Annotated in this window: 17 protein-coding genes and 2 pseudogenes; 5 read left to right on the top strand and 14 right to left on the bottom strand. The window is 59.9% G+C overall.

Annotated features, from left to right (window positions below; genetic code table 11):
• Window positions 1–41: 41 nt before the first annotated feature.
• The 9 genes and pseudogenes from EV561_RS22165 to EV561_RS22125 all read right to left on the bottom strand — a co-directional run.
• On the bottom strand, window positions 42–800 hold the full coding sequence (locus EV561_RS22165) for a DUF1028 domain-containing protein (protein WP_132524492.1): 759 nt from the start codon (window positions 798–800) through the stop codon (window positions 42–44).
• A 4-nt stretch (window positions 801–804) separates the two neighbouring features.
• Window positions 805–2592 carry a gamma-glutamyltransferase family protein gene (locus EV561_RS22160; protein WP_132524491.1) on the bottom strand — a complete coding sequence of 596 codons (1788 nt, stop codon included), beginning with the start codon at window positions 2590–2592 and terminating at the stop codon, window positions 805–807.
• Window positions 2593–2615: 23 nt separating this feature from the next.
• Window positions 2616–3500 (bottom strand): ABC transporter permease, encoded by an 885-nt coding sequence (locus EV561_RS22155; protein ID WP_132524490.1) that lies wholly within the window; start codon window positions 3498–3500, stop codon window positions 2616–2618.
• Window positions 3497–4444 (bottom strand): ABC transporter permease, encoded by a 948-nt coding sequence (locus EV561_RS22150; RefSeq protein ID WP_132524489.1) that lies wholly within the window; start codon window positions 4442–4444, stop codon window positions 3497–3499. The genes EV561_RS22155 and EV561_RS22150 overlap by 4 nt, the downstream gene beginning before the upstream one ends.
• Window positions 4445–4502: 58 nt before the next feature.
• Window positions 4503–6011 (bottom strand): ABC transporter substrate-binding protein, encoded by a 1509-nt coding sequence (locus EV561_RS22145; protein ID WP_132524488.1) that lies wholly within the window; start codon window positions 6009–6011, stop codon window positions 4503–4505.
• An 83-nt stretch (window positions 6012–6094) separates the two neighbouring features.
• On the bottom strand, window positions 6095–6829 hold the full coding sequence (locus EV561_RS22140) for a FadR/GntR family transcriptional regulator (protein ID WP_132524487.1): 735 nt from the start codon (window positions 6827–6829) through the stop codon (window positions 6095–6097).
• Between the two features lie 193 nt (window positions 6830–7022).
• Window positions 7023–8552 carry an ABC transporter substrate-binding protein gene (locus tag EV561_RS22135; RefSeq protein WP_132524486.1) on the bottom strand — a complete coding sequence of 510 codons (1530 nt, stop codon included), beginning with the start codon at window positions 8550–8552 and terminating at the stop codon, window positions 7023–7025.
• Between the two features lie 332 nt (window positions 8553–8884).
• Window positions 8885–10246: an amidase gene (locus EV561_RS22130; protein ID WP_165927881.1), complete on the bottom strand. Its 1362-nt coding sequence runs from the start codon at window positions 10244–10246 to the stop codon at window positions 8885–8887.
• Window positions 10247–10390: 144 nt separating this feature from the next.
• Window positions 10391–10588: pseudogene (locus tag EV561_RS22125) on the bottom strand (hypothetical protein); the annotation flags it as partial.
• Between the two features lie 286 nt (window positions 10589–10874).
• On the opposite strand from EV561_RS22125, the gene EV561_RS22120 reads away from it, so the two are divergent.
• Window positions 10875–11207, top strand: a complete 333-nt coding sequence (locus EV561_RS22120) for a hypothetical protein (protein ID WP_245512824.1) — start codon at window positions 10875–10877, stop codon at window positions 11205–11207.
• Window positions 11208–11218: 11 nt separating this feature from the next.
• On the opposite strand, the gene EV561_RS37270 is transcribed toward EV561_RS22120, so the two are convergent.
• Entirely contained in the window at window positions 11219–11359 is a 141-nt protein-coding gene (locus EV561_RS37270; RefSeq protein ID WP_165927879.1) for a hypothetical protein, read from the bottom strand.
• Between the two features lie 203 nt (window positions 11360–11562).
• Here EV561_RS37270 and EV561_RS22115 point away from each other — a divergent pair, with 203 nt between their 5' ends.
• The 4 genes and pseudogenes from EV561_RS22115 to ligD all read left to right on the top strand — a co-directional run bounded on the left by EV561_RS22115 (window position 11563) and on the right by ligD (window position 15421).
• Window positions 11563–11817: a hypothetical protein gene (locus EV561_RS22115; RefSeq protein WP_132524483.1), complete on the top strand. Its 255-nt coding sequence runs from the start codon at window positions 11563–11565 to the stop codon at window positions 11815–11817.
• Between the two features lie 18 nt (window positions 11818–11835).
• A pseudogene (locus EV561_RS22110) lies at window positions 11836–11973 on the top strand (DUF2188 domain-containing protein); the annotation flags it as partial.
• Window positions 11974–12043: 70 nt separating this feature from the next.
• On the top strand, window positions 12044–12886 hold the full coding sequence (locus tag EV561_RS22105) for a Ku protein (protein ID WP_132524481.1): 843 nt from the start codon (window positions 12044–12046) through the stop codon (window positions 12884–12886).
• A 3-nt stretch (window positions 12887–12889) separates the two neighbouring features.
• Entirely contained in the window at window positions 12890–15421 is a 2532-nt protein-coding gene (gene ligD / locus EV561_RS22100; protein WP_132524480.1) for a DNA ligase D, read from the top strand.
• Here ligD and EV561_RS22095 read toward each other — a convergent pair.
• From EV561_RS22095 to EV561_RS22080, 4 genes are all read right to left on the bottom strand, one after another.
• On the bottom strand, window positions 15418–16221 hold the full coding sequence (locus EV561_RS22095; RefSeq protein WP_132524479.1) for a Ku protein: 804 nt from the start codon (window positions 16219–16221) through the stop codon (window positions 15418–15420). The two genes, ligD and EV561_RS22095, sit on opposite strands and share 4 nt — an antisense overlap.
• Window positions 16222–16241: 20 nt before the next feature.
• Window positions 16242–16967: a glutathione S-transferase gene (locus EV561_RS22090; protein WP_132524478.1), complete on the bottom strand. Its 726-nt coding sequence runs from the start codon at window positions 16965–16967 to the stop codon at window positions 16242–16244.
• A 39-nt stretch (window positions 16968–17006) separates the two neighbouring features.
• The gene (locus EV561_RS22085; RefSeq protein ID WP_132524477.1) at window positions 17007–17297 is read right to left on the bottom strand and encodes a DUF3175 domain-containing protein; all 291 of its coding nucleotides are present in this window, start codon (window positions 17295–17297) and stop codon (window positions 17007–17009) included.
• Window positions 17298–17492: 195 nt separating this feature from the next.
• Window positions 17493–17771 (bottom strand): DUF2934 domain-containing protein, encoded by a 279-nt coding sequence (locus EV561_RS22080; RefSeq protein ID WP_132524476.1) that lies wholly within the window; start codon window positions 17769–17771, stop codon window positions 17493–17495.
• Window positions 17772–17849 lie beyond the last annotated feature (78 nt).

Here is a 17849-nt window from a genome sequence, read left to right as displayed (position 1 = left end):
CTTACCTCGATATTCCAAACTCATGTTGCGGACGGACGAACTCATGCGGTCTTCGGCGAGGTGGCAAAGGAGGCAGAGCTTAGCCCGGCGGCGTTCCGCTCGGCTTCCATCCGCGCGATCTCCGCGTCGATTTCTCTGCGGTCGATCATCCCGCTCGGGTTTTCCCGCGTCGGCATTGTTTCTGTCACCGGCAGGAAGCGCTCCTTTGCCACGGCATAGAGACGGCGCAGCTCGACAAGCGGTTCGGCATGATCGTCGACGCGAAGGTTGAGCCAGGAATAGTCCTGGTCGCGGTAGATGACGAGTGCCGCCGACTGCCGTCCGCGCTTGTCGCCGCCGGCATATTCACCGGCATCCATGGCCTCCAGCAAACGTTCCGCCAGCGGCTTTCCCACTGTCTTCTTGAAGGTCGAGAGGGTTTCGGCGATCACCTGCGGGCCGGAGAGCATGTTGCCGGCGACGGATACGTTCTCGTCAACGAGATGGCCTGCCCAGTCGATGCATTTGGATCCGGTGAAGGCGGCATTGCGGCCCTTGCTGTCGATGAGGTGGAGCTGGCGCTGCTCATGTCCGTCATCGCGGCTCGTCAGCGCAGTGATCACCTCCTGCGGTGCCTTGCCTTCGGCAAGCATGATCAGGCCATCCGTACCATAGAGAGGGCTGGAGAAGGCCTGAGACGCCACGGCGCCGATGCGGCCGCGGATGTGAGGGACGACGCTGCCGACCGCAAAGAAGCGGGTAGCGACGGCGATCGCGAGGTAGCCGGTTTCAGGATCGCGGGTAACGATGGACCAGGTCATGCGCTTACCTCCCCACCGCGTAGGCTTGCATCAGGCGCGGCGTTGCTGCCGCACGCAGCAATCCGTCGACATCGCGCCGCGTGGCTGTCAGGCGACCGACGGTCCATTCTTCGGCGACCGTCAGCTTGTGACCCCTGTTGCGCAGGGCTTCGAGCACGTCAGGCCGGAAGTTGGCTTCGGCAGTCAGGCCGCCCGGCTCGCGGGTGCGGGGATAGAAGGAGCTCGGGAAATGGGTGGTGTGGAAGAGCGGCAGGTCCAATGCCTGCTGCAGGTTCAGTTTGTGATGGACATAATGCAGGAAGAAGGCGAGCTGCCATTGCTCCTGCTGGTCGCCGCCCGGCGTGCCGAAGGCGAGCGTCGGACGACCTTCGTGAAGCGCGATGGACGGCGTCAGCGTGGTGCGCGGCCGCTTGCCGGGTGCCAGCGATGAGGGCAGGCCGGGTTTCAGCCAGAACATCTGCGCGCGGGAATTCAGGCAGAAGCCGAGGCCCGGAACCGTCGGCGAAGATTGCAGCCAGCCGCCCGAGGGCGTGACAGAGACCATGTTGCCCTCGCGGTCGATGACGTCGATATGGACGGTGTCGCCACGCTTCTCCGTCAGGTGCGCCATCGTCGGCTCGTAGACGGCGCCCGATTTGGATGCGGACGTGTCCAGCATCGCCATGGTCGCATCATACTGGCTCTCGAAGCCGGAGATTTTGCCGGGGCGGAGGTCGAGCGACGCCTCCGATGTGATCAGCTTGCGGCGCTCAGCGGCATAGGCCTCCGACAGCAAGGTATCGAGTGGCACGTCGGTGAATTTCGGATCGCCGTAATAGACTTCGCGGTCGGCGAAGGCGAGCTTCATCGCCTCGACCACGGTGTGCACGAAATCGGCGCCTGTCGGTTCCATGGCGGCGAGGTCGAAGCCTTTCAGCAGCGACAGGGTCTGCAGGAATACCGGCCCCTGGCCCCAGGGTCCGATCTTGGCAACGGTCCAGTCGTTGTAATCGAAAGTTTGCGGCGCTTCGACCGTCGCCGACCAGCCTGCCATGTCGTCGGCGGTCAGCACACCTTTGTGCTTGGTGCCGCTGGCATCCATGACCGCGTTGTTCCGGGCGTACTTGTCGATCGCTTCTGCAATGAAGCCGCGATAGAAGGCGTCGCGCGCGGCTTCGATCTGCTCCTCGCGTCCGCGCTTGCTTTCCGCTTCAGCGACGACGCGCCGCCAAGTTTCGGCAAGGACAGGATTTTTGAAATTGGACAGCGGCTCCGGTGCCGAACCGCCGGGGAGCCAGGTGGCATGGGATGTCGGCCACTCCTTTTCGAAGAAGTCCGCCAGCCCCTTGATCATCGTGGAAACGCGGGCGAGCACGGGATGGCCGTTCTCCAGGTAGAAGATCGCGGGTTCGAGGACATCGCGAACCGTCATCGTGCCGTAGTCGCGCAGCATCAGCATCCAGCCGTCGAAGGAGCCGGGGATGACGGTCGCAAGAAGCCCGTCTCCCGGGATGAGCGTCAGGCCCTCGCCGGTATAATGCTCGATCGTTGCGCCCGCGGGCGCTGGGGCCTGCGCGCATATAACCTCGACCTTGTCCTTCTTCTTGGAATAGATCAGTGCCGGAAGATCGCCGCCGGGACCGCAGAGATGCGGCTCGATGACCTGCAGCACGAAGCCGGTCGCAACGGCAGCGTCGAAGGCATTGCCGCCCTTTTCCAGGATGCTCATGCCGACCGCCGAGGCGATCCAGTGGGTCGAGGTGACGACGCCGAAGGTGCCAAGGATTTCGGGGCGGGTCGTGAATGCATTCATTTCAAAAGTCCTTTTCGAAAGATTCAGGCGTCGCGCGGGTCGAGCGCATCGCGCAGCCCGTCGCCGAGAAGATTGAAGCCGATGACGACAAGAAAGATTGCGGCACCCGGCCACATCGCCATCCAAGGAGCCTGGCTCAAGAAATTCTTGGCGACATTGAGCATCGAGCCCCAGCTGGGCGCTGGCGGCTGCTGGCCAAGGCCGAGGAAGGAAAGGCTCGCCTCGGCGATGATCGCGGTCGCAATGGTTAGCGTCGCTTGCACCAGTATGGGCGCGAAGACGTTTGGCAGGATATAGCGGGTGATGATGCTGAGATGGCGAAGACCGATCGACCGCGCGCCCTCGACATATTCCTCCGTCTTGACGGCCAATACCTGGCCGCGCGTCAGCCGGATGAAGACGGGCATGGCGGAAAGGCCGATCGCGATCATGGCATTGGTGAGGCTCGGACCCAGGAATGCGGCAAGTGCGATCGCCGTGATCAGGAAGGGCATGGCGAGAAACGCTTCCGTCACGCGGGAAATGATCATGTCCACCCAGCCGCCGAAATAGCCGGAGATCAGGCCGAGCGGCACGCCGATGACGACTGCGATCGTCACCGAGAAGACGCCGGCCATGAGAGAGGCCCGTGCTCCCCAGATCATGCGCGAGAGAATGTCGCGGCCGATATCGTCCGTACCGAGCCAATGGGCGGCCGAGGGCGCCTTGCGGATCGCCGACCAGCTGGTGGCGACGGGATCGGGGATAGGCAGGACGGGTGCCAAGATCGCCAGGGCGGCGAAGAAGACGATGATGACAAGGCCGACGAGTGCACCCTTGTTGGCCTTCAGCTTACGCCAGGCGCGGTTCGGAGAGCGTTGGCTTGCGGCAGCCGCCTGAATGGCCGTGGTTTGCTCAATCGCGGTCATAGCGCGGCCCTCAGTCTGGGGTTCAAGAGGACGTAGAGGACGTCCGCGATCAGGTTCATCATGATGAAGCCGAAGGCGGTGCAGAGAACCACGCCTTGAACGACCGCATAGTCGCGGTTGAAGACCGCATCGACGATCAGCTTTCCGAAGCCCGGAATGGTGAAGATCTGCTCCGTCAGCACGGCACCGGCGAGCAGTTCGCCGAAGAGCAGGGCGCTGACGGTGATAATCGGCAGCATGGCATTGCGGAACGTGTGTGAGAGAACCACTGCGGCTTCCGGCAGACCCTTGGCGCGCGCGGTGCGGATATAGTCTGCGCTGAGCACGCTCAGCATCGAGGAGCGCGTGTGGCGCATCAGGGTTGCGGCAAGCGCGTTGCCGAGCACGAAGGACGGCATCAGCATCGTCTTGATCGACTGCAGAGGATCATCGAAGAAGGGCTGGTAGCCCGACGCAGGAAGCCAGCCGAGGTTTACCGAAATCAGCAATATCAGCATGATGCCGAGCCAGAAATTCGGGATCGACAGCCCGCATAAGGCAATCAGGTTGGCGAGGAAATCGATGACCGTATTGCGCTTGACGGCGGCCAGAATGCCCATCGGGATACCGATGACGAAGGCAAAGAACATCGACATGACGGCAAGCTGGATCGTCACCGGCAGCTTTTCGGCAACCAGCGTGAGGACAGGCTGGTTGGTGCGCAGCGAGATACCGAGATCGCCTTTGAGGACCGCACCCAGCCAATAGCCGTATTGATAGACGACAGGGTCGTTCAGCCGGTATTTCTCGCGCAGGAATTCGATGACCTGCGGGTCGCGCTCCTCGCCGGCCATGGCCAGGATGGGATCACCCGGCAGCAGTTTCTGCAGCGAAAAGACGAAGACGGAGATGATCAGCAGCGTCGGTATGGCGACGAGCAATCTTTTTCCGATGTAGGTGTACATGGGCAATCCTGACCTAAACATCGGCCGCGCGAGGAGGCTCCCCGCGCGGCACGCGCGATTAGCCGCTCTTCTTGACGCCGGCCAAGCGGATCATGCCATCGGGCGAGGGCACGAAGCCGGTAACGCCCTTCTTGTAAGCCCAGATCCAGGCCTGGTGGCCGATGTAGACGATCGGCAGTTCGTCGTTGAGGATCACTTCGGCGGCATCATATTTCTGCTTGCGGACGGCCTGGTCTTGGGACTGACGGGCCTCCTGCAGCAGCTTGTCGACCTGGGGGTTGCTGTATTTGGAGTCGTTCAGGCCCGCGCCTGTCGTGACGAACTGCTGGATGTTGCCATCAGGATCCGGACGGCCCGACCAGTCCGAGCGGCTGAGCTGATAATTGCCGGCGGTCTGTGCGTCGAGCAACGTTGCGAATTCCGTCGGCTTCAGCGTCACGTCGAAGCCGGCTTCAGCCACCATGGACTGGATGATCTGCATCGTCTGCAGCGTGACCGGATCGTTGGTGACGGCAATTTCGACGGGGACGCGGTCAAAGCCAGCGGCCTTTACGAGCGCCTTGGCCTTATCGACATCGCGTGCCGGAACCGGAACATCCTTGTCGAACCAAGGGCTGTTCGGCGCAAATGGCTGGTTGCCGGCGAGCGCCGTGCCGTCGAAGACGATCTGCATGGCTGCTTCGCGATCGATCGCCATGGAGAAGGCCTGGCGAAGACGCTTGTCCTGGCCCATCGGGTTCTTGGAACGATCGCCATTGCCGATATTGGCATAGATGCCGAGCCAGCCGGTACCGACGGCGTCGGCATAGGAGAGCTTGGGATCGGCCTTGACGGTTGCGACGTCGGAGGCCGCGACGCGTTCGATCATGTCGAGGTCGCCGGAGCGAAGGTTGGCCAGACGCACCGTCGTATCCGGGATCGGAAGGTAGGTGACTTTGTCGATGAAGATATTGTCCTTGTTCCAGTAGTCCTGGAACTTCTCGAGCACGATGCGATCCTGCTGCACGCGCTCGACGAACTTGAACGGGCCGGAGCAGACGGGGTGGTCGCCGAATTTGGCGCCTGCCGCCTTTGCAGCGGTCGGCGACACCATCATGCCGGCGCGGTCGGACAACTGCGCAAGCAGCGTGACATCCGGCGCCTTCAGCGTGAACTTCACTTCGTATTCGCCCGTCGCCTCGACCTTGGCGACTGACGAAAGCTCGCTCTTGCGGCGAGATTCCGGCATCGTCATGTTGCGCTGGATGTCATCGACAACTGCCTGGGCGTTGAACGGCGTCTCGTCATGGAACTTGACGCCCTGGCGCAGCGTCATCGTCAGCTCCTTGCCATCGGCGGACCATTTCCAGGCGGTCGCGAGCTGCGGCACGAACTGGAGCTGAGGCGTGACGTCCACCAGCTTGTCGCAGAGCGCAGTATAGACGATGCGGCCAACGAAGGTCCGCGATTGGGCTGGGTCGAGCACGTCGGCATCGTCCTGCAGGCCGATCTTCAATTCGACGGCAAAGGCCGGCAGAGCGACCAGGGCTCCGGCGGCGAGAGTTGCTAGAAACTTGGCGATTTTCATATCTGTTCCCTGTTTTTGATTTGTTGCTGTGGTCGGCTGGCTTCCCTTCCAGCCGTCAATGGCGTCAACGTGGCGGCGTAGCTTCAGGCCGGTTCGTTAAGGCCCTCCTTCGAGTGAGCGTCGAACGAGGTCACGCGAACGAGGCTTTCCTGCAGCAGGAGAAGGTGCTGGCGCATGGCTTCGGCCGCGGCCATCGGGTCGCGGGCAGCAATCGCGTCAACGATTGCCCGATGCTGGACATAGGTGCGTTCGCGGGTCCTGTTGCTGCTGCGGGCCAATTCGCGAATGGTTTGCCAGGCCTCATCCTGCCGGACGTGATTGATGACATCGAAGATCGTCAGGAAGAACTGGTTGCCGGCACTTTGTGCGATCAGTCGGTGGAGGGCGCCATCCCACAATTCGCGACCGTCAGCATCGTCGCTCTCATAGATCTTCTTGGTGAGCTCATGCATGCGCTCGACCTCATCCGTCTTGGCGCGGATCGCCGCGAGCTGGGCAAGCTGCGGCTCGATGCGCAGGCGAACTTCCATGATTTCCATGAGGTCAGTGCCAGCAATGATCGAGTTCACATGCTCGCTCCAGCCGTCCGGCCGGGCGCCGGCATAAGTACCCGAGCCCTGCTTGCGCCAGATGCGCCCCTCGGCCTCCAGCACTTCAAGCGCCCGTCGAAGGGCGCGACGGCTGACGCCGAACAGCTCCGAAAGCGCCCGCTCGGTCGGCAGTCTGTTGCCATCCGCTTCGAGCTCGCCGGAATTCAGCAGCCCCCGGAGACGCTCCAGGGCGTAGGTCGAATTCTCCGGCAAGTTGCTGGTGGTCATGAGGCTGAAACTATCTGAACCAATTTCCGATTGGTCCAATAGAAGTCCATATGACAGGCGAGCGTCAAGCGCTTTTTTGTGCAATTTCGCATCTGCACAATATTTGTGCGGTGCGCCTAAAAACGTGTTGGAGACCTGCTTGAGAAAGGCGCAGGCGCGCCTTTCTCCTGCGCGAACACTCGCTTCAATCGCCTCAGCTGCCCGAGGTTTTCTTGACGCCCTGCAGTCGGATCAGGCCGTCCGGATAGGGAACGAAACCATCTATGTTGTCGCGTGCTGCCCAAAGCGATTTGTAGTGATAGAGCGTAATGAACGGCATGTCGGCGAGATAGAGGTCGACGCCTTGGGCATAGAGCTTGGCGCGCTCCTGATCATTGGTGGTCTGACGCGCCTGGGACAGAACCTTGTCTAGATCCGGATTGCAATAATGGCCCCAGTTCAGGAAGCCGTCGCAGGAGACCCAAGGGCTGATATTACCATCGGGATCGGGTCTTCCGCTCCAGATCGCCATGGACGCCTGGTATTTTCCGGCGTCGGAGTTGGCGGCAAGCGTCGACGATTCAAGTGTCTGTATCTTCACGTCGAAACCGGCCTCGGCAGCCATTGCCTGGATCATCTGGCCAACCTGCTCGAGGATCGGACTGTTGGCAACCGCGAGCGTGAATGACGGATTTGGCGTGCCGGCTTCGGCAAGCAACGCCTTTGCCTTTGCGATGTCGCGACCCTTCAGCGGATGCGACTGATCGTAGAATTGGGTGCCGACCGGTTCCGTCTGGTTCGCCGGCACGAAGAGCCCCTCATAGGCAACCTGGTTCAAGGCGTCGCGGTCGAGCGAGAGCTCCAGTGCCTGCCGGACCTTGGCGTTCTTGCCGAGCGGATTGTTGGCACTGTCGCCGTGATTGACATTGATCGAGATCAGGTCGAAGGCGGTCGATGGGCCCTGAATGACCTTGAGGCTCTTGTCATCCTTGATCGTGGCCATATCGCTCGGCGAGAGCCGTTCGATGAGATCGAGATCGCCGGACCGCAGGCTGAGCAGGCGCACGCTGTCATCGGGGATCATGCGATAGGTGACCGAATCCAGGAAGATCGCTTGGCGGTTCCAATATTGATCGAATCGCTTGAGCAGGATGTGATCCTGGGAGACGCGTTCGGCGAACTGGAAGGGACCCGCGCAAACCGGATGATCGCCGATGTTGGCGCCTTGCTTGGCAAGGGCTGCCGGGGACATCATCATGCCGGCGCGATCGGTCAGGACGCTGACCAGCGGCGCGTAGGGCTCCTTGAGCTTGATGGCTACGGTCAAGGGGTCAACGACATCTACGCTTGCGACCGGTTTGAGCTCGGTCTTGCGCTTGGAAATCGGATCGGTGCGATAGCGGTCGAGATTGGTCTTTACGGCGGCCGCATCCATGGGCTGGCCGTCCTGGAAGAGGACGTGATCGCGCAGTTTCACCGTCAAGGTCAGGTTGTCAACAGACCATGTCCATGATGTCGCGAGCTGCGGCTGGTATTTCCCATCTGCAGTCGTGTCGATCAGCTTGTCGCACATCGCCGCAAAGACGACGCGGCCGGCGACAGACACGCCTTGGGCCGGGTCGAGGACATCCGGATCGGCTCTCAAGCCGATGCGCAAATCCGCGGCCGAGACGCCGGTGGTTACGAGGGCTGCGAGAAGGAAAGTGGCTGCTGCGCCGATGGCTCGGCGGACCAGTGAATGCATAGTCAGTACCCCTCTTTCGGGTTGCCAACGGCAACGCCTACGATTGTCCCAACATTTCACGATGGAAAGCGTACTATCACAAGAGAACAGCACTGCACAATATCGTGCAGCGCCTAAATCTTGTGCAATGCAGTATAATATTAGAAATTTCTTTCAAAGAATGTGAGCGTATTGCAACCAAATTGCGCGGAATGCGAGGATGCTGATATCGTGGCGGTCATGCTTGGCGCTCATGTTCTAGCGTTGCAGAACACTTGAATTCACATCCAAGCGGTGCATATTCAGGCGTTCCGTTGCATGCCGAAATCCGATGCGATGTGCTTAAAAAATGCCTAGATGGAGGGTTTGCGGTAGGCGTTCAGCGCAGCTTCGACCGCGAGTGCGGCTTGGAGAAGTTTTCCGTCTGCGCCAAACGCGCCGGTAAGTTGCAGACCGAGCGGCAGGTGACCGTCCATGCCGCAAGGAATGCTGATCGAGGGTTGGCCCGTCATGTTGGCGAAACCGCTTGAAAGCATTTCGCCCTCCTCGCCGTCCTCGGTGAATTCAGGATCTTCTATCGGGGCGGGGAAGGGAACGCTTGGGCTCAGCAAGACGTCCACCTCGGCGAAGCGGTCTTCGATCGATTGTCGGAGTGTTGCCCTGAACTGTTGCGCTTGCAGATATTCCACCGCGCTGAGCTCAAAGCCTGCTTCAACCTGCGCCCGTGTCCTCGGCGCATAGCCTTCGCGATTTTCAGCATGCAGTTCGGCATGGATCAACGAGGCTTCCGGCCTGATGATCTTCCGCAACTGTGAATTTGCCGCGGAAAGCTCCGGGATGTCGATTGCCTTGATGGTCGCGCCCAGGGCTTTCAGGATCTCGATGGAGTGCCGAAGATTTTGCGCTACAGTGGGGGTCAGTTCGCGACTGTCGGCATGATAGGCGAGGACGCCGATCCGCACGTCGGCAAGAGACGCCGGTGACAACGAGAAGGGTTTGCCCGAGAGGCATTCGAGCATGATCACGGTATCGGCGACGCTGCGCGAGAGTGGCCCGGCGTGGTCGAGGGTCCACGACAGTGGGAACACGCCTTCGGTGGGCACAAGCCCATAAGTCGGCTTCAATCCGACGATACCACAGTAGGAGGCGGGAATGCGGATCGAGCCGCCCGTGTCGGTTCCGACCGCAAGCGGGACGATGCCGGCCGCAACCACCACCGCCGAACCACCGCTCGATCCGCCCGAGGTCCGGCCGGTGTCATGAGGGTTGTTCGTCTGGCCGATATCGGGATGGGCGATGCCATAGGCGTATTCGAGCAGATTGGTCTTGCAGAGGATGATAGCGCCCGCTTCCCGCAGTCGCCGGACAAGCGGCGCGTCGGCATTGGCGATGGCCGGCTTTCGGACACGGCTCCCAAAGCCGGTCGGCGCATCGCGTACTTCGATGATATCCTTGATGGCAACCGGCACACCGTGGAGCGGCCCCAGGTCTCGCCCTGAGCGGAGCTCAGACGCCAACTGCTCCGCATCACGCATGGCCGCCATTTTCATAACGTGGGCGACTGCATTCAGGTGCGGTTCGACATCCTCGAGACGGGCGAGCGCCTGCTCGACGACATCCACAGGCGACAGCGAACCGTCGCGATATCGAGCGCCCAATTCCTGCACGCCGAGAAAACCGATGTCCTCATCCGAACCGGGCTGCGAATTATCCACCTCGATTCCCCCTTTGTCCGCCGCCGGCCTGTTCCTCTGGAACAAGCTATGGCACGGAACTGTGGGTCGACAAGTGTCCATTAGATTAGAACAGTTGAAAAGCTGGAATTCGACGCGGATTTCCTTCGCCAATGGAAGCGCGAGTTACTCCTGCTCACGCGTGCCAGGCGTCGCTTCGCGTTGATCCACGTCCTCCAGATCGCTCTTGACGATATAGGCATCGCTATGTTCGCGGGCGGCCTCCCGCATCGCGTCGAAATTCGGGAGGTCGTCGGGCTCAACCGTCTCATCGTCAGGTCGATCCGCCTCACCCTGCAGACGTTGATCGGCTTTCTTTTCGGCACGTTCGAGCTCGTGCTCGACAATATCGTCTGCTCCTTCTGCGGGGTCCTGCTCAGGATGAATTCTGGTCTTGCCCATGGGTACCTCCTTCAAAGGTCGGATTACAGAGAGTTTGGTCTTCCAACTGCCACAGGCAGCGAAGGTTCCGGGACCGGAGACGAATTGGCCACCCCCGACTATCCCGAGATAGGTTCCTGGGGCCGCATTTAGCGTTTCTCACGTCCGCTTTTTTAGGAACCTTTCCGGAAAATGTCCCGTTGAACTCCATGAAGCAAGGAGATCAACGATGAGAAACCCGCCAAAATGGGCAAGAAACTCAGCGCTTGGAGCCGCATTTCTATCAACCTTCGCCTTGGCAGGCGTTGCGTTTGCACAGCAGGCTCCGCAAAGCGAGAGATGCAAGGCACCGCAACATCAACAGCAGGCGAAGAAGGAAAATGGCGAGGCCGCAGCAACAAACGGTATCGATAGCAGCAAGCTTGCGGATTGCTCCGGGATACTTCAACCACCGGCAACGGGAGACAGCGGCATGGTGACGCCGGCCCCTGAGGACGGGAAGACGCCAGTCATTCCGCCTGGTGATCTCCCGAACGGCCAGGGCCAACCAGAAAGCAAATAACGGCGAGACCGTTATCGCGGCTCGGATTGTTCTATCGTCTTGGGTGGCTCGCTTGATTTCTGGTCGCCACCCGACACGAAGGGCTTGATGACGACGATGCTGAGGACCGACGCGATCATTCCGGCAATGATGAGAAGAAGAAGTGTTCTCAACTGGAACTCACTGTGTCTGATCCGTCGACGACCCTAGTTCGATGCGATCGCATGGCTTTCTTCTTTCCTTGTTTGCCCTGCAAACGTTGGATCGTTGTTTCGAACAACGAAGCCGGGCGAAAGGTTCCCTTCGAGGCCGGTGGAGGCGGAACCTTTTGCCGGAGAAAAAGTTGAATTCGTGAGTTTAAGCTCGAGGAAAATGCATGCCTGGAATCCGCAAAATCGACCGACCGAAAGAGAAGATGGATCCGCGCGATCGGCTGATCATCGCGCTTTACGCACAGCTGAAGGCAGAGCGGGAAACCCGCGAGACGCTCGAATGGGTCATCCGTAACGGGGGACTGTCTAACGAGGTGCTTGAGGCAATCGCCGGCGATCCTGTTCCGGTCGTCACCAGTGAGGATGTGGCGGCGCTCGAGAAGCTCATCGCGCTTGATAGAAGCAGGCGCAAACATTGAGGAAAGAGGAGCAATTTCATGACCTACGTCACATATGAAATCGTCCGCCACGACGGCGGCTGGGCTTACAAGCTCGGAAATACTCTCTCCGAGACTTATGCCTATCGCGAGGACGCCATCGAAGGCGCAAAAAGCGCGGCGGCGCGCCAGAAGCTGGACGTGGAAGACGTGAGCGTCCGCGAGCATGCGGCGAGAACGAGATAATCGATAAACGAGGGGCTGGTGCATGACGACACGTGCAAGCTGGAGAGGGTTTCTGACGATCGAGGCGTTGAGTTGCCCTGTCGCCCTCTATACGGCCGTCTCTTCAGCGGATCGCCTGTCGTTCAATATCATCAACCGCAAGACCGGCCATCGCGTCGAGCGGCAATTCGTCGACAGCGAGACGGGCAAACCCGTCTCGCGCGATGATCAGGTCAAGGGCTATCGGCTCGAGCAGGGCGATTACATCATGATCGAAGATGATGAGATCGCATCCATCACGCCCCATGGCGACAAGACGCTCACGGTCGAGAGCTTCATCGACAGCGACGATATCGACAAGCTCTTCTTCGAGCGGCCATACTACCTCGCGGCTGGTCCGGGCGAGGGCGATGAGGTTCTGGCGCTGATCGCCGAGGCGATGCGGGCAAGAAAAGTGACAGCGCTTGCGCGAGCGGTGCTGTTTCGCCGCTATCGCACCATGCTCATTCGTCCCCACGAAGACGGGCTGATCGCGACACTGCTCAATTTCGACTATGAGGTTCGTTCCGCCAAAGAGGCATTTAAAGCCATTCCCGATCTCAAGATAACCGACGAGATGTTGGATCTTGCCGGCCATATCATCGGCACCAAGCAGGGTGAGTTCAATCCCGCAGCCTATGAGGATCGTTACGAGGCTGCTCTTGTCGAATTGGTGAAAGCCAAGATCGAAGGCAAGCCGCTTCCGAAGGGGAAGCCCGCAAAGGAAGAAAAGGTCGTCGATCTGCTTCAGGCTCTTCGCGAGAGCGCGGGGCTCGGCGGCAAGGGCAAGGGGGGCGCGCCCAAGGGCAAGCCTGCGGGTGCACAGCGCCAACGAAAGGCGGGATGAGCCATGGCCCTCGAAACATACCATTCGAAGCGGGATTTCAAGAGGACGCCGGAGCCACGAGGTCGCGCGCACCATCAGGCGGGATCGAGCTTTGTCATCCAGAAGCACGATGCGACGCGCTTGCACTACGATTTCCGTCTTGAAATGGACGGCGTCCTGAAAAGCTGGGCGGTGACCCGCGGCCCAAGCCTCAATCCCGAGGACAAGCGGCTCGCCGTCCATGTCGAGGATCATCCGCTCGACTACGGAGATTTCGAAGGCGCTATCCCGAAAGGCCAATATGGCGGCGGCACCGTTATCGTCTGGGACCGTGGCACCTGGAAGCCGATCGGTGATGCGAAAAAGGGTTATGCCAAGGGCCATCTCGATTTCGAGCTGGACGGCGAGAAGTTGCATGGCCGCTGGCACCTTGTCCGCATGGCCGGACGCAGCGATGAGAAGCACGACAACTGGCTGCTGATAAAAGGCGACGACGCCGAGGCACGCCACGACGGCGAGGACATACTCGAGCAGATGCCCGATTCCGCAAAGACCGGTCGCAGCCTCGATGAAGTCGCCGAAGCGCCGGAAAAGACCTGGAACTCCAGGGCAAAGAGAGCCGAGAAACCTGCCACTTCAGCCAAGCCGGTTTCGCCGCGAAAGAAAGCCCCTGAAGTTGCCAGGAAACCCACCATGCCCAAGGGGGCGGAGAGGGCGGCTCTGCCTGATTTCGTCGAGCCGGTCCTTGCCAAACTGAAGCCAAAACCGCCTGCCGGTGAGCACTGGATTCACGAGATCAAGTTCGATGGCTATCGGCTTCAGGCACGGCTGGACGATGGAGAGTTGAAGCTCCTGACGCGCAGCGGCCTCGATTGGACGGATCGGTTCGGCAAGACAGTCGCTGCCGCATTGCAGGCGCTTCCGGCCAAGACCGCGCTGATCGACGGTGAACTTGTCGTCGAGCGCGATTCCGGCGCGTCGGATTTCTCTGCCCTGCAGCATGATCTCAGCGAAGGCAGGAGCGATCGGTTCATCTTCTACGCGTTCGATCTCCTTTATCTCGATGGCTACGATCTGAGATCAGTGCCCTTGATCGAGCGCAAGGAATTGCTGGAGAAGCTCCTGCCGGAGCACGGCGAGGTGCTTCGCTATAGCACCCATTTCGTTGATGATGGCGGTCTCGTGCTAAAGCATGCCTGCCAGCTAAGTCTCGAAGGCGTCGTCTCCAAGGATCGAAACAGTGAGTACACATCCGGACGCACCGGCAGCTGGATCAAGTCCAAATGCTCGCAGCGGCAGGAGTTCGTGATCGGCGGCTATGTGCCCTCAACCACGCTGAAGAACGCGATCGGCTCGCTTGCCATGGGCGTTTATGAAAAGGGCAAGCTTATCCATGTCGGCCGTGTCGGCACCGGTTACACGGTGGCGCTGGCGCAGGACCTTTATCTCCGGCTCTCGGCAATGGAGCAAAAGGAAAGTTCCTTCGACGATAAGCTGACTGCCGAAGAGCGGCGAGGGCTGGTCTATGTCAGGCCCGAACTCGTCGGCGAGGTAGAGTATCGCGCCTGGTCGGGCGACGGTAATCTCCGCCACGCTGCCTTCCGGGGTTTGCGCGAGGATAAACCGGCAAAAGAGATCGTTCGCGAAATGGAAAAGACAACAGCACCGAGCCTGCCGAAAGCCACCGTATCGCTCACCCATCCCGACCGGATATACTGGCCGGACGAAGGCGTCACCAAGGAAGGGCTTGCGAATTACTATGCGCAGGTCTGGCGGCATATGGAGCCTTTCGTCGTCAACCGGCCCCTGGCGCTGCTGCGTTGCCCTGATGGCATCGATGGCCAGCGCTTCTTCCAGAAACATGCCTGGAAGGGCATCAATGCCCATATCGAGCAGATCGTCGATCCAAAGGACAGGGATGGCGAGAAGCTGTTGCGGATCATGGACTTCGATGGGTTGATCGCGCTGGTGCAATCCGCGGTCCTTGAAATTCACCCTTGGGGCACGACGACCGACAATTGGGAAAAACCCGACATGATCACCATGGATCTCGATCCGGGCGAAGATGTCGAATGGAGCGCGGTTATCGATGCAGCTCGCGAGATCAAGGCTCGCTTTGCGGCGGTCGACCTTGCTTCCTTTGTCAAGACTTCGGGCGGCAAGGGCCTGCATGTCGTCGCGCCGCTCAAACCGAGGGCAGGCTGGGAGGAGGTCAAGGCCTTTGCGAAATCGCTTGCTGACGGCATGAGCAAGGACAGTCCGGAGCGCTATCTCTCGGTCGCGACCAAAGCCAAACGCGAGGGCAAGATTTTCATCGACTACCTGCGCAATGGCCGCGGCAACACTGCCGTCGCAGCCTATTCGACCCGCGCTCGTCCGGGCGCTGCCGTGTCTATGCCCCTGTCGTGGGATGAACTCGGCAAGGAAATCGGCCCTGCCCATTTTACGGTCGACAATGCGGCGGCGCGACTGGAGGCGCTTTCGAGCGACCCCTGGGGCAACTTCTTCAAGGCAGCGGGGCCATTGCAGACAGGCAAACCGAAGGCGAAGGGCTAGCGCGGTTTCGAACCACGATTTTCCGAGGCGATGCTCTTCTTCAGCGCGTCCATGATGTTGATGACATTGCCTGTTGTGGGAGGCGGTTCCGGCTTCGGCGCTGGCGCCTTCTTGCGACCCTTCTTCTTGGCCTTGATGATGTCCGAGAGCTGGTCCTGCACGGGGTCTTCGGCCATATCGGGTGACCAGTCGCGCGTGCGCTCCTGTATCAGTTTCTTCATGAGCGTCATGCTCTCGGCCTCGGGCTTGCCGTGTAGGGTGAAATCACCTTCCGGCGCGCGGACATCGTCGCCATAGCGCAGGGTCCAGAGAACGATGCCTTTTCCGTCAGGTTCCAGCAACACCGCTCGCTCGCGGCGATAGAGCACGAGGCGGGCAATGCCGACCACGTTCTGCGCTCTCATCGCCTCGCGTATCACGCAGAAGGCCTCGACGCCGACCTTGTCCTCCGGCGTCAGGAAATGCGGCTTCTCATACCAGATCCAGTCGATAGAGCCGCGTGGGACGAAGGTGCTGATATCGATTGTCCGCGTGCTCTCGAGCCCGACGGATTCGATCTCGTCGTCTTCCAAGATGACGTAGTCGTCCTCGCCGCGCGGATAGCCCTTGGCCTGGTCCTTGTCGGCGACGGGTTTGCCAGTCACCTTGTCGACGTAATGACTTTCCACGCGGTTGCCGGTGGCACGGTTCAGCACATGGAAACGAATCTTGGTGCTCTCTGATGTGGCAGGCGTCAGCGACACCGATGCCGTCACCAGCGAGAGCTTGAGATATCCCTTCCAGAAGGTCTGTCGCGCCATGGGTTTCCATCAGCCGCACTTCAAGCGGCGTCCTTGTCCAGTTCGGGATAATGCCGAAAGATGCCGTCTTCGCTGAATGCAAGCCTCCGCTCGGATTTCACGTAATCTGCGATTCTGGGACGTTTGCGGACTGAGCTGTGCAGGGCTGCAAGTGCCGGATATTTCGTTGCAAAGCCGTGCATCCCGCGCGGAAATGCATAGTGCAGCCCCTCGACGACTTGGAAGAGCGACAGATCGACATAGGTCAGGCTCTTGCCGACAATGTGCTCCGGTCCTTCCGGGTTCTGCTGCAGGACACGTTCGAAATAACCGAGAAACTTCGGCATGCGGTTGTCGATGAATTCGGCGGACCGTGCCTTGGCTTCCTGCCTCTGGTCCTCGAAATATTGGGAGGTCGCGATCGGGTGGTGGGTGTCGTGCACCTCCGCGACCAGATCGGTGATCGTCAGCTGTAGTCCGTGTGTGACGGCACGAAGCCCTTCATCCGCCGGGGCAAGCCCAAGCTTGGGTGCAAGATACATCAGGATATTTGCGACATGAGAGATGATCAGGTCGCCATCCCTCAGGAATGGCGGCGCGAAGGGGATATGGGGCGCGGTCCGGCTCTCCATGATCTTCATCATAGCCCTCATGCCCTGCGGGCCGCGCGTCACGTCGACATAGTCGGCTCCCGCTTCCTCAAGCGAGAGCCGCACGAACTCGCCACGGCCCTGAATGCCGTCCCAGTAGTATAGCTCATAGGTCAATTAAATCGTCCCTTGTCCAATATGCTGCTGGTGAACGTTCTATTTGGGCTTGCGATGGAAATCCTTACGCAGCTCGTTCTTCGCTTCTTCGAGCGTATTCTCCTGCTTTTTGTCGAGCTGATTGCCCGCGCGATTGATGTAGAAATTCAGCATCGACATCGCCGATCGGAAGGGGCTGGACTTGCGTCGAGAACTTGCCTCTGCTGAATGCTTCAGAGCGTCCGCAATCTTCTTCGGATCGTGCGATTTGAATACACCTTCCTTCAGGTCCATCGCATCGCTGTTTTCGGTCACGTCCTGCGACCATTTCTTCTTCTGCGACTTGGCCATGGTCATCGTCCCTGGATGCTCGCGAGCATCAATTCCCGTTCCTCGCTTTTCGCTGCACATGAAATTCATTGCGCTCGGGATTGTTCCATCCGGAAGAATTTCGCCGAAATGACCCAAAACGATATGGCCCGACGGGGAACCGTCGGGCCATCGCAAAGTTTGGATCGAGAAATTGTGGGGCGAAGAAGGATATGCTCAGACTTTTGCTGCGGGCGCCTTGCGCGGCGCGCGTTTTGCGGCAACTGCCTGCGTTACAGCAGCTGCAGCGCCGTTGCTGCCAACCGCCACCTTTGGCGCGGTTTTACGCTTTGCCTTTGGCTTGACTTCGATGCCATGGGGAGAGGTCTTTTCGACCGAGGCGCGCTCTTTGCTCGCCTGTTCCCAATGGGCTGCGTCACGACCTGTCGGATAACCTTCTTCTTCCCAGATGGCGTATGCCCGCTTTTTGATCCATTCGTCCCTTGATTCCGTCATCGCTTATCTCCGTTCCCATGACTGGACTTCGCTTAACTTTGCAAAATGCCGAAAGTTCCTGGCCTGCGGCATCCTGTG

Source organism: Rhizobium sp. BK376 (genome assembly GCF_004341625.1).
GTDB lineage: Bacteria > Pseudomonadota > Alphaproteobacteria > Rhizobiales > Rhizobiaceae > Rhizobium.
The sequence above is the reverse complement of the archived record's forward strand: the minus strand, read 5'-3'. Positions and strand labels throughout refer to the sequence as shown.